7 protein-coding genes, 1 rRNA gene and 1 pseudogene are annotated in these 13,895 nt (G+C 76.1%); 3 read left to right on the forward strand and 6 right to left on the reverse strand.

The genetic code is table 11. The features are described from left to right. The 3 genes and pseudogenes from AC2TEW_RS37130 to AC2TEW_RS37140 all read right to left on the reverse strand — a co-directional run. Positions 1 to 120: ribosomal RNA gene (locus AC2TEW_RS37130) — 16S ribosomal RNA — on the reverse strand; the annotation flags it as partial. A 635-nt stretch (positions 121 to 755) separates the two neighbouring features. Then, a pseudogene (locus AC2TEW_RS37135) lies at positions 756 to 2,018 on the reverse strand (PP2C family protein-serine/threonine phosphatase); the annotation flags it as partial. A gap of 301 nt (positions 2,019 to 2,319) precedes the next feature. Beyond that, positions 2,320 to 3,735: an NAD(P)/FAD-dependent oxidoreductase gene (locus AC2TEW_RS37140; RefSeq protein WP_484627652.1), complete on the reverse strand. Its 1,416-nt coding sequence runs from the start codon at positions 3,733 to 3,735 to the stop codon at positions 2,320 to 2,322. Positions 3,736 to 4,035: 300 nt separating this feature from the next. Here AC2TEW_RS37140 and AC2TEW_RS37145 point away from each other — a divergent pair, with 300 nt between their 5' ends. Together AC2TEW_RS37145 and AC2TEW_RS37150 are read left to right on the forward strand one after the other, a co-directional pair. Then, a complete protein-coding gene (locus tag AC2TEW_RS37145; RefSeq protein ID WP_484627653.1) occupies positions 4,036 to 4,905 on the forward strand; it encodes a TetR/AcrR family transcriptional regulator in 870 nt (289 codons plus the stop codon). Between the two features lie 303 nt (positions 4,906 to 5,208). Then, positions 5,209 to 7,308 carry a sigma-70 family RNA polymerase sigma factor gene (locus AC2TEW_RS37150; protein ID WP_484627654.1) on the forward strand — a complete coding sequence of 700 codons (2,100 nt, stop codon included), beginning with the start codon at positions 5,209 to 5,211 and terminating at the stop codon, positions 7,306 to 7,308. 98 nt (positions 7,309 to 7,406) lie between these two features. Here the strand turns inward: AC2TEW_RS37150 and AC2TEW_RS37155 are convergent, their stop codons facing one another. The 3 genes from AC2TEW_RS37155 to AC2TEW_RS37165 all read right to left on the reverse strand — a co-directional run bounded on the left by AC2TEW_RS37155 (position 7,407) and on the right by AC2TEW_RS37165 (position 11,560). After that, positions 7,407 to 8,165 (reverse strand): DsbA family oxidoreductase, encoded by a 759-nt coding sequence (locus AC2TEW_RS37155; protein WP_484627655.1) that lies wholly within the window; start codon positions 8,163 to 8,165, stop codon positions 7,407 to 7,409. 179 nt (positions 8,166 to 8,344) lie between these two features. Then, a complete protein-coding gene (locus AC2TEW_RS37160; RefSeq protein WP_484627656.1) occupies positions 8,345 to 8,839 on the reverse strand; it encodes a universal stress protein in 495 nt (164 codons plus the stop codon). A gap of 519 nt (positions 8,840 to 9,358) precedes the next feature. Continuing rightward, positions 9,359 to 11,560 carry an asparagine synthase-related protein gene (locus AC2TEW_RS37165; protein ID WP_484627657.1) on the reverse strand — a complete coding sequence of 734 codons (2,202 nt, stop codon included), beginning with the start codon at positions 11,558 to 11,560 and terminating at the stop codon, positions 9,359 to 9,361. Between the two features lie 740 nt (positions 11,561 to 12,300). Between AC2TEW_RS37165 and AC2TEW_RS37170 the strand changes: the two genes are divergently transcribed. Further along, positions 12,301 to 13,722, forward strand: a complete 1,422-nt coding sequence (locus AC2TEW_RS37170) for an NsdA family TPR-like regulatory protein (protein ID WP_484627658.1) — start codon at positions 12,301 to 12,303, stop codon at positions 13,720 to 13,722. The last annotated feature ends 173 nt before the right edge of the window (positions 13,723 to 13,895 follow it).

Consider the following 13,895-nt stretch of genomic DNA (forward strand, 5'->3'; position numbering starts at 1 on the left):
TTCCCACGTGTTACTCACCCGTTCGCCACTGATCCACCCCGAAGGGCTTCACCGTTCGACTTGCATGTGTTAAGCACGCCGCCAGCGTTCGTCCTGAGCCAGGATCAAACTCTCCGTGAATGTCTGCCGGTAATCCGGCCTACACTCGCGTTGAGCGGCACGGCAACCACCGGAATAGGGCGGCCCCGCGCACTGCGTCCTCGCTAGTGTTTTGTTACTAAAGGAATCTCCAACCGATCCGAACGGACCGGCCGGGGATGTCAACATATCTGGCGTTGACTTTTGGCACGCTGTTGAGTTCTCAAGGAACGGACACTTCCTTCGGACCGCCTTCCAGCGGGCCCTCCGGGCGCTTCGTTCTTTCGTGATTCCCAGCCTAGCAGATGTTTTCCGCTCCGTTTTCCGGAGTTTCACTCACCCGACCTGGCTGGTCTTCGTGTTTCCAGCTTATCAGACGTTTTCCGCTCCGTTTCCGGGGCTTCCTGGTCCAACTCGCCTTCCGCCGGCCCGACCTGACGGCCTGTCCGACGTTTCAAACCTTAGCCGATCCATGCTCCGAAAAGCGAATCCGGCCGCAATCCATATAAACGCGCACGCCAATTCGCACGGGGACGCGACAGAGCACGACCCAGTGGGACGAGAAGTGGTGTTTCAAGGGATTGGCTGCCTCGGGACCGGCCGCGTAGACACGTGTCCGGTGCTCCCTGAGACGGGCAGCTCGAAGAACTTTAGGCATCCGGCGCGGGAGAGTCAAGTGGCAGTTGGAAGGCCAGCACGGCAACGTCGTCGTCGTGCTCCGCGGTGACCCCCATCGCCCTGAGCAGCCTGGCGCAGATGACGTCGGGGGCGCCGGCCGCGCCGCCGAGGGCGCGGGCCAGCAGTTCGATGCCGTCGTCGATGTCCTTCTCCCGGCGTTCGACCAGGCCGTCCGTGTAGAGGACGCCGGTGGTGCCGGGGAGCAGGCGCAGGGTGTGCGAGATGTGGGTGCCGCTGCCGGTGCCGAGCGGCGGGCCGTTCTGTTCCTCGCTGCGCAGGATGGTGCCCTCGGGGCAGCGCAGCAGAAAGGGCAGGTGGCCGGCCGAGGCGTAGGTGAGGCTGCTGGTGGCCGGGTCCCAGACGGCGTACGCGCAGGTGGCGATCTGGTTGGCGTCGATCTCCATGGCGAGGCCGTCGAGCAGGCGCATCACCTCGTGGGGCGGGAGGTCGAGGCGGGCGTAGGCGCGGACGGCGGTGCGCAGCTGGCCCATGACGGCGGCGGCGCGCATGCCGCGGCCCATCACGTCGCCGATCACCAGGGCGGTCCGGCCGCCGCCGAGGCCGATCACGTCGTACCAGTCGCCGCCGACCGCCGCGTCCGCGCCGCCGGGCTGGTAGGTGGCGGCGACCCGCAGGTCGGCCGGCTGTTCCAGCTTCTGCGGCAGGAGGCTGCGCTGGAGGGTGACGGCGGCCTGGCGCTGGCGACGTTCGGCCTCGCGCAGGCGCAGGGCGGCCTGGACCTGGTCGGTCACCTCGGCGGCGAAGATCAGGACGCCGGCCGGGGTGGTGCCGTCGGTCCCGGCGCCGAGCGGGACGCAGGAGATGTTGTAGTAGCGGTTCCCCCCGAGGCTGAGGATCGCCCGGGACTTCACGCTGCGCGGGCGGCCGCTGCGCAGAACCTGGTCGAGCAGCGGGAGTACGCCGAGGGCGGCCAGTTCGGGGAGCGCCTCGGCCGCGGGCGGGCCGTTGGTTCGGGCGCCGAAGAGCTCGCGGTAGGCGCGGTTGGCGTAGCCGAGCTGGTGCTGCGGGCCGTAGGTGACGGCGACCGGGGCGGGGAGGCGGCGCAGGACGTCGCGCAGGTCGTAGAGCCGGTCGAGGTCGCATTGGTCGAGCAGGCCGGCCTGCGCGGCCGGGTCCCGCGGGCCGGGGACGGTGACCGGCTCGTCGTGGCCGGGGCCGGGCACGTGTCCGGGGCCGGGACTGGGGGGAGCGGCACGCCGCGGGGCTCCGGTGAGCCGGGCGCTCCAGCGCATGAGGTTCAACGTCGGCCGCTTCCTCGGTTCGGGTACGGGTGTTCACTCGGCGGTGGCCGGCCGCGGGGGGGGTGCGCGGCCCGGGTGGGCTTCCATCGGCTGTCGGTCAACGGCGGTCGGTCAGGCAGTCGGTCTGCACGGTGGGTCGAGGCAGTGGGTCAAGGCGGTGGGTCAACGGCGGGCTGTAGTCGGATCATCACTTTTTGCGTCTGTGTGAGCACACCACGTGATGACCCGGTTGGGAGATCCTGTCAGGCCGGGTCGTGGTTTCGGAAGTCGTACCGTCATCGCGGCGCGTTCGCGGGCCCGGTCACGGGCCGGGGTGGTGGTCGGTGAAGCCGGCCTCGAACTCCGCGCGGGGGTGTTCGACGGACCCCAGCGAGACCACCTCGCGGCGGAACAGCCCGGCCAGCAGCCAGTCGGTGAGGATCCGGACCCGGCGTTCCGGGCTGGGCAGCCGGCGCAGCTGCCGGGCCCGGTGCAGCCACCAGGCGCGGCGGCCGGTGAGCTGGCCGCGGCGGGTGTGGGCGACGGCCCGGCCGACGCCGAGCGAGGTGGAGCAGTACGGGCGGTCCGGGTGGTAGTCGCGCAGCGCCTGCCCGGCCGCGGCGGCCAGCAGGTTGGCCGCCAGCAGGTCGGCCTGGGCGAGCGCGTGCTGGGCGTTGGGTGCGCAGGGTGCGCCGTCGGCGCCGGGGTCGGGTACGGCCGCGCAGTCGCCGGCGGCCCAGGCGTCGGCCAGCGGCAGGCCGTCGGGGCCGGCCACCCGGAGGTCGGGCAGGCACCGGATCCGGCCGTTTCCATCGAGCGGGAGGTCGGTGTGGTTCAGCAGCGGCGCCGGGCGGGTGCCGGCCGTCCAGACCAGGGTGCGGGCGGCGAACCGGCTGCCGTCGGAGAGGGTCATCATCCGGTCGGCGGCGGACTCCAGGGTGGTCCGCAGGCGGACGTCGACGCTGCGTTCGCGCAGTTCGGCGAGGGTGTGGGCGGCGAGTTCGGGGGACTCCTCGGGCAGGATCCGGCCGGTCGCCTCGACCAGGACCCAGCGCAGGTCGTCGGCCTGGAGGTTGTGGTAGCCCTTGGCCGCGTACCGGGCCATGTCCTCCAGCTCGGCGAGCGCCCCGACGCCGGCGTACCCGGCCCCGACGAAGACGAAGGTGAGGGCGGACTGGCGCAGTTCCGGGTCGCGGGTGGTGGAGGCCAGGTCGAGCTGTTCCAGGACGTGGTTGCGCAGGCTGACGGCCTCGCCGACGGTGGCGAAGCCGAGGCCGTGTTCGGCGAGGCCGGGGACGGGCGCGGTGCGGGAGACCGAACCGGGGGCCACCACCAGGACGTCGTAGGGCAGTTCGGAGGTGAGGCCGCTCTCGCCCGGGGCGGCGGCGTCGATCCGGGCCCGCCGCGCGGAGTGGTCGATCCGGGTGACCCTGGCGGTGAGCACCCGGCAGTCGGGCAGGGTGCGCCGCAGCGGTACGACCACGTGGCGGGGGTCGATGGTGCCGGCGGCGACCTCGGCGAGCAGCGGGTGGTAGGTGAGGTACGGCTGCGGTTCGACCAGGGTGATCTCGTCCTGGCCCGAACGGAGCCGGGTCCGCAGCGTCTGCTGGAGCCGGAGCGCGACGGTCAGGCCGGCGCACCCGCCACCGATGATCAGGATCCTGATGGGGCACCTCCGGCCACTGTGATCCGGTTCACGTCCCCCATATGACGCCCTGCCGAAGGCCGTCTTGTCCACAGTGCCGACCGGATCGGGTGGGACGGATGTGCCGGAATGGCGCCAGGCGTGCGACGGTGGCCGAGTTTCGGCCACTTCTGCCCCGAACTTCCTTGAACTATGGTCGGATTGTGCGCTGGACCAACGATTGGTTCGGTCTGTCCCTGAACCACCCGGCCGAACTCCCGGACTGCACCGGGGAGATCCGGGGAAGGGTAGTGCGCAGACATCAGGCGGACGGCGCGGACGCCGGTGTTCGGCACCGGGGGGAACGCGGTCCGCACAGGGGCCCGGGACGGGCACCTGCGGGGGAGGGTTGGAATGACTGATCAGGAACAGATGGCGGGGCGCACGCTGCCTCCGGTCGGCCCGGGGGCGGTGCCCGAGCAGCGCGGCCCGGCCGGGCCGGAGCGGCTCGGCGAGCCCGTTCCCGGCACCGGCGCTGGTACGGGCACGGGAGCGGGCTCGGGGCTGGGCCCGGGACTGGGCGCCGGGTACGAGCCGGACGGCGGCCGCGGGGAGGCGTCCCGGCTGCGGGTCGACGCCCGGCGGAACCTGGAGAGCGTGCTGCGGGCCGCCCGCCAGGTGTTCGGGGAGCTCGGTTACGACGCGCCGATGGAGGAGGTCGCGCGGCGGGCCGGGGTCGGGGTCGGCACCGTGTACCGGCGGTTCCCGAGCAAGGAGGTGCTGGTCCAGCGGATCGCCGCCGAGGAGGTCGGGTGGCTGACCGCCCAGGCCAGGGAGTCGCTGTACGGCGACGAGCAGCCGTGGGAGGCGCTGTCGGGCTTCCTGGCGCGGGCGGTGGAGTCCGGGGCGGGCCGGCTGCTGCCGCCGGAGTCCTTCCGGTACGCCGAGGACATCGGCCGGGTGCCCGAGCAACGCCGTTCGCTGGACGCCTCCTTCGAGGGGCGGCTCGACGCGCCGTTCGGCGGGCGGGCCCAGGACGGCGACGCGCAGGTCGTGCCGGACGCCGATCCGCGGCTGCTGCTGCACCTGCTGGCCGCGCTGGTGGCCCGGGCCGGGGCGGCCGGGGAGCTGCGGCCGGGGGTGACGGTCTCGGACGTGGTGCTGGTGCTGACGGCCGCCGTCCCGGCGCACGCGGTCCCGGTGCGGACCTCGCCGGGGCTGCCGGAGGACGCTCCGGCGGACCGGCTGCTGCAGATCCTGCTGCAGGGCCTGCGGGCGCGCTGAGGCACCGTCGGGCCGGGCGGGCGGGCGGGGGCGCGCGCCGGGCGGGCCCGGCGGGGTCCGGCGACCGGGTGCCCGGAAGGGTGGGCGGTGGCCTTCCCGGTTACCGATGGCCGCTGCGCTATGCCATTCTTTGCCCGTGGTTGGAGCCATTGTCCCGATGCGTGCCGTTCCGCTCGGCGTGCCGCCCCGCGTACGGGCCGCCGCGATGGCGGTGGTGTCGTCCCCGGCCCAGGGCCGCCTCGGCCGGGGGCGGGTCGCACGGGAGTTGTTCCGGCCGACCCGGTTCGGCGCATGGGGGCCGCATTGAGCACTGACGACCAGAACGATCCGGGCTCCGGCCGCGGAATCCCGGGCCAGGTACCGGATCAGGCCGGCGCGCCGGCCAGGGAGTCGCTGGCCGGGCGGGTACCGGGTCAGGCCCCGGCGGGGCAGGGCGGGGTCACCCCGGAGTCCTTCGTCGGGGAGGCGGCGGGCGCCCGGCGCCTCGCCCCGGCCCGGGCCGTGGTGCCCGCGCCCGCCGACCCGGTGGACGGTGAACGTCCGCCCTCGGACGCGGAGTTGACGGCACGGGTGCGGGCCGGTGACGACGCCGCGTACGAGGAGATCTACCGGCGGCACGCGGAGTCGGTGCGCCGCTACGCGCGGACCTGCTGCCGGGACAGCTTCACCGCGGAGGACCTGGCCGGTGAGGTGTTCGCCCGTACCCTGCAGGCCCTGCGGGCGGGCAAGGGGCCGGAGTTCGCGGTCCGGGCCTACCTGCTGACGGCGGTCCGCAACGTGGCCGCCGCCTGGACCCGCTCGGAGCGGCGGGAGCAGCTGGTCGACGACTTCGGGGCGTTCGCCCAGAGTTCGGCGTCCACGGTCGAGTTCGACCTGGCCGACCCCGGCGCGGACGCCTGGGCGATGGCGCTGGCCGACCGGCGGATGGTGATGCAGGCCTTCGTCGAACTCCCCGAGGACGACCGGATGGTGCTCTGGCACACCGAGGTCGAGCGGGAGTCGCCGAAGACGGTGGCGGTGCTGATCGGGAAGACCGCCAACGCCACCGCCGTGCAGGCGCACCGGGCCAGGGACCGACTGGCCGCCGGGTTCCTCCAGGCGCACGTGTCGGGCAGCCAGGAGAGCGGCTGCACGGCGTACGCGGTCCGGCTGGGCGCGTACGCCCGCGGGTCGCTGCGCAAGCGGGCCTCGGCCGAGGTGGGCCGGCACATCCAGGAGTGCGACCGCTGCACGGCGGCCTACCTGGAGCTCTCCGACATCAACCACAGCCTGCGGGCGGTGCTGCCCGGTGGCGTGCTGCTCTGGGTCGGCGCCGGGTACTTCTCGGCGGCGGCCGCGGCGCTCGGTGCGGGTGCCGTGGTCGGCGGCGCGGCCGCGGCGGGTACGGCTGCGGCGGGTACGGCCGCGGGTTCCGCTGCGGGTACGGCTGCGGGCGCGGCGGGCGGTACGGCGGGCGGCGGGGCTGCGGGTGCGGCCGGGTCTGCGGGTGCGGCCGGGGCCTCGGGTTCGTCGTCCGGGTCGGCGCTCGGCGCGGTGGCCGGGCAGGGGCTGGGTACGGCCGCGAAGGCGGCCATCGCGGCCGGGGTCGCGGTGAGTGCGGCCGCCGTCGCCGCGTACGCCCTGGCCGGGTCGCCGGCCCCGAAGCCGCCGGTGGTCGCCGCGGCGGTGTCCTCGCCGGCGCTGCCGCCGCCGGTCGCGGCGCCGGTCGGCCCGGCGCCCGATCCGACGCCGAGCCCGTCCCCCGCGCCCGTCGATGAGCCCGTGGTGCCCGCCGCCGTGCCGCGCGCGGCGGTGCCGAGGCCGAAGCCCAGCCCGTCGCCGAGCACCACTCCCCCGGCGGCACCGGTGGTGACGCCCGCACCGTCGTCGCCGGTACCCGAGCCGCCGCCGGAGCCCCCGGTGACGCCGCCGGTGCCGACCACACCACCGCCGTCGCCCTCGCCGTCCCCGCCCGCGCCGCCGGTGTCGTTCTGGCTCGACCAGCTGCCGATCGTCGGGCGTGAGCACCGCGACCCGGCGGCGGGACCGGTGATCCGGCGCGGCGACCCGGTGGCGCAGCGCCGGGCGGTGTGGATGCGCGGTTCGGCGCATCAGCACGCGCTGTCGGTGCGGGTGCCGTCCCAGGTGACGATCGACCTCAACCGCGGCTGCACCGCGTTCGACGCGGTGGCCGGGCTGGACGACCTGAGCGTGGGGGCCGGCTCGGTGGTGTTCCGGGTGGAGGGCTCCGACGGGCGGGCCCTGTGGCAGTCGGGCCGGGTCGGGCCGTGGGACCGTCCGGTCGCGGTGCACGCGGCGCTGGCCGGGCAGACCTCGATCCGGCTGGTCGTCACGCCGGCCTCCGGCCGGTGGCCGCTGATCGACGTCGCGGACTGGGCGGACGCCAGGTTCACCTGCAGCTGAGGGCCCGTGCGGGGGTGCACCCGCACGGGCCCTCGGGCACGGCGTCCGGTCCGGACGTTCGCTCGGGCCGCTCGGACCGCGCAGACCGGTCAGACCGGTCAGACCGCGCAGGCGCCGTCCGCGCAGGCGTGTGCGTCGTGGCCGGCGGGCGCGGCGGACTCCGCGTCCCGGGCGGTGCCGGAGGCCGCGGACGTCCCGGAGGTCTCGGCAGTCTCGGAGGTCTCGGCAGTCTCGGCGGCGACCTGCTCGAGGACGCGGAGGAAGGTCTCGGCCTCCTGGCCGCCCTGGACCGCCCACTTGCCCTCGAAGACGAAGGTCGGCACGGCGCTGATGCCGAGCTCGCGGGCCTCCGCCAGCTGGGCGCGGACCTCGGCCGCGCCCTCGTCGCCCGCCAGGTAGGCGGCCGCGCGGTCGCGGTCGATCCCGGCGGCGGCGGCCAGCTCGGTCAGCGCGGCCCGGTCGCCGACGTCGACGCCGTCGGCGAAGTGGGCCTTGAGCAGCAGTTCCTTCAGCTCGGACTGGACGGCGGCGCCGTACTCGCGCTCGGCGAGGTGGAGCAGGCGGTGGCCGAGGAAGGTGTTGACGTGCAGCGCGGTGTCGAAGTCGAAGTCCACGCCCTCGGCCTTGCCGAGCTGGGTCACCCGGTCGTCCATCGCGACCGACTGCGGGCCGTAGCGCTCGGCCAGCCAGGCGCGGTGCGGGCTCGCGCTCTCGGGCGCGTCCGGCACCAGCTGGTACGGGCGGAAGACCACCTCGACCTCGGCCTTGCCCGCGAAGCGGTCCAGGGCCTGTTCGAAGCGGCGCTTGCCGAGGTAGCACCAGGGGCAGGCGATGTCGCTGAAAATCTCGACCTTCATCGGGGGACGGGGCTCCTGTCACGGGGTGGCCGGCCGGGGGGCCGGGCAGGGCGGCCGGGCGGGCGGCCGGTCGGCGTCGCCGATCCGGTGGATGAACGCTCAACCACCGGAGGACATTCCCGGACGTCCACGAACCGCCGTGGCCGGGGCCCGTCGGACCCACGGCCCAGCAGGCGGGGTCAGCCCGCCGGCGGTGCCGGTACGACCAGCACCGGGCAGGCCGCGTGGTGCACCGCCGCCGTACTGACCGAACCCAGCAGCAGGCGGCTGAAGCCGCCGTTTCCGCGGGTGCCGAGCACCACGGTGTGCTGCCCGGCGGTACAGGCGAGCACCACCTCGACCACGTTCCCGAGCACCACGTGCAGGGCCAGCTCGCCGCCGTACGGGCGCTCGCGGGCCGACTGGACGGTGGCGACGGCCCGGCGCAGCCCGTCCGCCATGCTCTCGGTGAGCCGCTCGACGCTCTCGTGCACCAGTTCGGCCATGCCGGGCGGGTAGCCGGACGGGGACGGGTTGACGACGGCGAGCACGTACAGCGGCAGCCGGAACAGTTCGGCTTCGGTCATCGCCCGGTCGAGCGCCCAGAGCGAACCGTCCGAGCCGTCGCAGGCGGCGAGGATGCCCGGGCGGGCGACGGGGGGCGGCTCGGCGAGCACGGGGAACGGTTCACGCACAGCGGCCTCCGGATGACGGACCACCAGCACATGATCGCCGATCGGGCCCGGCCCGGCGGCAGGGCGCGCCCGGACCGGACGCGGCGCGGCGCCGCCTTCGCGGGCGCGAGCGTGGGCATGGACGTGGACGCGGACGTGAGCAGGGCCGGAACGTGTGCCACTGCGTGGTGGGCCAGGAGCGGGCGCGCGCCGGGCAGGGCCGCGGGACGGGCAGCGCGAGGCACGCCGCCGCCGCGCGGGTTCGAGGCCCGGTCCGGCAGGAGCCGGGGGCGACTGCCGGTGGGACCGGCATGGCCGGCCTGGGCGGCGGCGCGTGGGCCGACCTGAGGCGCCGCGCGGAGTCCAGGTCGGACGGGTCAGGGCGCGCCGCTGCGCAGGTGGCAGGCCGGTCCAGCACGAACCGTGGCGGCCTGACGGACCCATGTCCCACCTCAGGCGGGTCGGGGCACGCGCCGCTGCGCAGGGCGGCACGACGAGCAGGCGGAATCGTGCCCCACGGCGGCCTGGCGGACCCAGGTCTCAGCTCAGGCGGCTCAAGGCGCGCCGCTGCGCAGGAGGCAGGCCGGTCCAGCACGAACCGTGGCGGCGGGCCGCGACCCGGCGCAGCCACAGTTCGGTGGCGATCAGGTCGGCGAGGCCTGCCAGGGTGCCCGGTGGCAGGGCGGCCTCCGGGGTGGCGGCGCGGGCCAGCGACTCCCGGACGGCGGCGTGGTCGATCAGGCCGGCCTCGGCGAGCAGCGGGCGCTCGAACAGGTCGGCGAGTGCGTCGGCGGCCTGCCGCAGTCCGGTGCGGGCGGGGCCGGTACGGTCCGGGCGGGGGCCGCGGCCCCAGTCGGCGGGCAGGTCGGTGCGGCCGGCGCCGGTGAGGACGGCGTGCAGCAGCGCGTGCCGGGCACCCGGCTGCAGCCGGACCTCCTCGGGCAGCAGCCGGGCCGCGCGGACCACCTGGTTGTCCAGGAACGGCGCGTGCAGGCGCTGGCCGCGCTGTTCGCCGGCCTGGGCCAGGGTGCGGTAGGCGGCGGCGTGCCGGTGCAGGGCGAGCCGGGCCCGGCGGGCGCCGGGCAGCTCGGTGGGGGCGCCGCCGCGGGCGGCCGTCCGCAGCCGTTGGGCGACGCCGGCGAGGGCCTGGTCGGAGAGCCAGCGGGCGGCGGGCCCGGGGACGGCCCAGGCCAGCGCGGCGGCCGAGCCGGCCCCGGCGGTCGGCCCCGGTTCGGGGGTGCGGCGCAGGGTGAGCGCGACGGCGAGGTCGTCGAGCGCGTCCGCGTACCCGGCCCGGGCCAGGCGGTGGGCGGCCCGCAGCACGGTGACCGGGGTGCGGACGGTGCCGGTGAGCGCGCCGGCGGTGGCCCGGTCGGCGCCGGCCAGCGCGGCGAGCGGGGCGAGGAGTTCGCGGGAGCGGCCGAGCCGGATCAGGTCGGCCAGCCGGGCCGGGTGGCCGTCCAGGACGTGCCGGGCGCCGTAGCCGGTGAGGTGGTCGGTGCCGCCGGCCCGGAAGCGGGCACCGAGCGCGTCGGCAGTGAGCAGGGCGGCGCCGGGCTCGTCGGTGAGCGGTCCGGCGGGCAGGCCGGCGGGCGGCCCGGCGAGTTCGGCGTACGGGAGCGCGGGTGGCAGGACGACGTGGCGCAGCCGGGGCGCGTCGACGGCGAGGGTGGGCCGTTCGCTCTCGCCGAGGGTGACGGCTGCCAGGGATTCGGGCGCGGTGGGCCGGGGGGTGGCGGGGGTGCGGGCCCATGAGCCCTTGACGGCGCCGGTGCGCAGGGCGGGCAGCGGGGTGCCGGGCCGGGCCGCCGCCGGGGCGGGACCGATGGGGACGGCGGCGGCGAGCAGCGCGACGGTGGTGGAGGCGGTGCCGTACGAGAGGTCGACGCCGAGCCGGGCGCGCGGCAGGCCGCGCTGCGCGGGGCCGCGGTCGGGGAGGTCCGGGTTGTCGGGGGCGTCCGGGTCGTCGGAGCTGTCGCGGGCGGCGGGGACCTCGGGTCCGGCGGTTCTGACCCGGCAGCGGACGGCTTCCAGCAGGGCCCGGGTGAGTTCGCGGACGGCGGGGGCCTCCTCGCGGGTCCAGCGGCCGGGCGGGGTCTCCGGCTCGTACCCGGCGGTGTAGGGGCGGCCGCTGCGGATGCCGAGGGTGTGGCCGGGCGGCACCCGGTGGACGCCCGCGTACGGGGTGCCGGTGCCGAGCACCTCCGGTGCCTCGGGGGTGGCGAGGACGGCGGCGAGGTGGTCGGGGTCGAGCGGGGCGCCGACCAGGTCGGCGAGCGGGAGCGCGGCGGTGGCGTACGCGGTGCCGCCGCTCCAGGGGGTGTGGAAGACCTGTTGCAGTCCGGCCAGATCGGTGAGCAGGACGGTGCTGCGCAGGCCGGTGCGCAGCACCACGGTGTAGCTGCCGGGCCAGCCGGTGAGGTGGCGGACGGCTCCGCCGCGGGCGGCGGCGAGTCCGGCGGCGAGTTCGGTGTCGGTGGCGCCGCAGTGGCCGATCACGGCGAGGCGCAGGGTGGCGGGGGAGTCGCGGTCGGCGGGGTCGGCGGGGTCGGGGCCGGGCCGGACGGTGGCCGGGCCGCCGGGGCGCAGGGTGACCAGGCGGATCTCGTCCGGGCGCCAGTCGCCGACCGCCCAGAGCGGGTTGGGTCCGCTCCACAGGGCGGTGCCGGCCAGGGGGCGGACGGCCGCCAGGGCCGGGTCGCCGGTGCCGGGGGACCCGCTCCAGCCGGTGAGCCACCGCATCGCGCCTCCGCCTGACGAGGGATCGGGCGCGCTGGGTGGAGCTCGGGCCGGCACGCCGTCAGGAGACATCGTGCCACTGGACGGGCCGGTGGTGACCCGTGTTGCGGGGGCGAATCCGGGCGCGTCGGCGTGGGCAGGGGCGGCGGTGCCGGTCCGCGTGGTCCGCGGGCGGGGTCGGCCCGTCGGCGCGGGCGGTCCGCGGGCGGCGGCCCGGGCCTCCCCCTCCGTGGCCCGGTCCGCCCCTGGCGCGGGGCCGCCGGGCCGGCCCGGGACCCGTCCATGGCATGGACATCTCCGGATGGCCGAAAGGCACCGCACAGCCCGGGAGGGCATCCGCATGCCCTCCCGGACCCGACCGTCGCCCGCGGGGACGGGGGCGGCGGTCTCCCCCGGCCCGCCGGGTCCTCGGCGGCGGGCCGTTCCACGGCCTCCAGCGAATCGCCGACCTGCCCGGCGAGCCAGGGGGCACGGGTGGCGCACATCGGCACACGACCGGAGCACGCCCCTCCGGCGGCGGCGGGCCGCGGCCCGCCGGGGCGCACCCGCCCGGTCCGCCGCCGGGCCGGAGCCGGACACGCGGGCGCGCGATCCCGCCATCCGGAATGCAGCCTCTTAACCCTCGGAACCCGTACGACTACGCTAGGTGCAGCAGTATGGAGCGGACACCCTCGGGCGGGCCGCCGCCGCCTGCCGCTCGCCGCCATCCGCGCACGACGTCGCCAGGGGGTGCCACCGCCACCATGACCGTCACCTCACGAGGGCCGAACGAACGGCTCGGCGCGCTCCTGTCGCTGGCCCAGATCAGCAACGCCGGCCTGGCCCGCCGGGTCAACGACCTCGGCGCCCAGCGCGGCCTGACGCTGCGCTACGACAAGACCTCGGTGGCCCGCTGGGTGACCAAGGGGATGGTCCCGCAGCGCCCGGTCCCGCACCTGATCGCGACCGCGCTCGGCAACAAGCTGGGCCGCCCGGTGCCGCTGGAGGAGATCGGCCTGGCCGACTCGCACCCGACGCCGGAGCTGGGGCTGGAGTTCCCGCGCGAGGTGCCCGAGGCGGTGCGGTCGGCGACCGAACTGTGGCGGGTGGACCTGGACCTGCGGCGCGGACCGGGCGGCGGGCGGTGGAGCGACAGCCTGGCCGGCACCTTCTCGGTGGCGGCGTACGCCACCCCGGTCTCGCGCTGGCTGATCGCCCCGGCGGACGGCTCGGTCGCCCGGGAGGCCCCGGCCCCGGACCTGTCCGGCTACCGGGTCGGGCACTCGGACGCGGCCAAGCTCCGCGAGGCCGCCCAGGAGGCCAGGCGCTGGGACTCCAAGTACGGCGGCGGGGACTGGCGTTCGTCGATGGTGCCGGAGTGCCTGCGGGTGGAGGCGGCGCCGCTGCTGCTGGCCTCCTACAGCGACGCGGTCGGCCGGGCGCTGTTCGGCGCGACGGCCGAACTGACCCGGCTGGCCGGGTGGATGGCGTTCGACACCGGCCAGCACGAGGCCGCGCAGCGCTACTACATCCAGGCGCTGCGGCTGGCCCGGGCCGCCGGTGACGTGCCGCTGGGCGGCTACGTACTGGCCTCCATGAGCCTGCAGGCGGCGTACCGCAACTTCCCGGACGAGGCGATCGACCTGGCGCAGGCGGCCCTGGAGCGCAACCGGGGGCTGGCCACCGCGCGGACGATGAGCTTCTTCCACCTGGTGGAGGCCAGGGCGCAGGCCAGGGCCGGTTCGGCAGCCGCCTGTTCGGCGGCCCTGGCGGCCGCGGAGACGGCGCTGGACCGGTCCCGGCCCGGGGACCCGGACCCGACCTGGATCGACTTCTACGCCTACGACCGGCTGGCCGCGGACGCCGCGGAGTGCTTCCGGGACCTGGGCGTGCCCGCCAAGGTGCGGCACTTCACCCGGGAGGCGCTGGCCCGGCCGACCGAGGGGTACGTGCGCTCGCACGGCCTGCGGCTGTTCGTCTCCGCGATGGCGGAGGCGGAGGCCGGGGACCTGGACGCGGCGGTGGCGGCCGGCGAGCGGGCGGTGGAGGTGGCCGGCCGGATCTCCTCGCACCGCAGCCGCGAGTACGTGGTGGAGATGCTCCGGCTGCTGGAGCCGTACCAGGCCGAGCGCCGGGTGCGGGAACTGGCCGAGCGGGCCCGGCTGGTGCTGACCGCCTCCGGCTAGTACTGCAACGGTGCTTACCGTGACGGTTGTCGGGTCCGCTCGTTGCACCGTTCATGGGTGGGGACATATCCGAGATCGATGCTCGTCGCTGGTCGGACGGGCTGGCCGGGCTGCATGAGCGGTTTGCCCGCCGGTTCGCGCGGAGTGAGTCTCGGGAGTCGGCGCTGGCCTAC

Source organism: Kitasatospora sp. NEAU-CNBT7 (assembly GCF_057220535.1).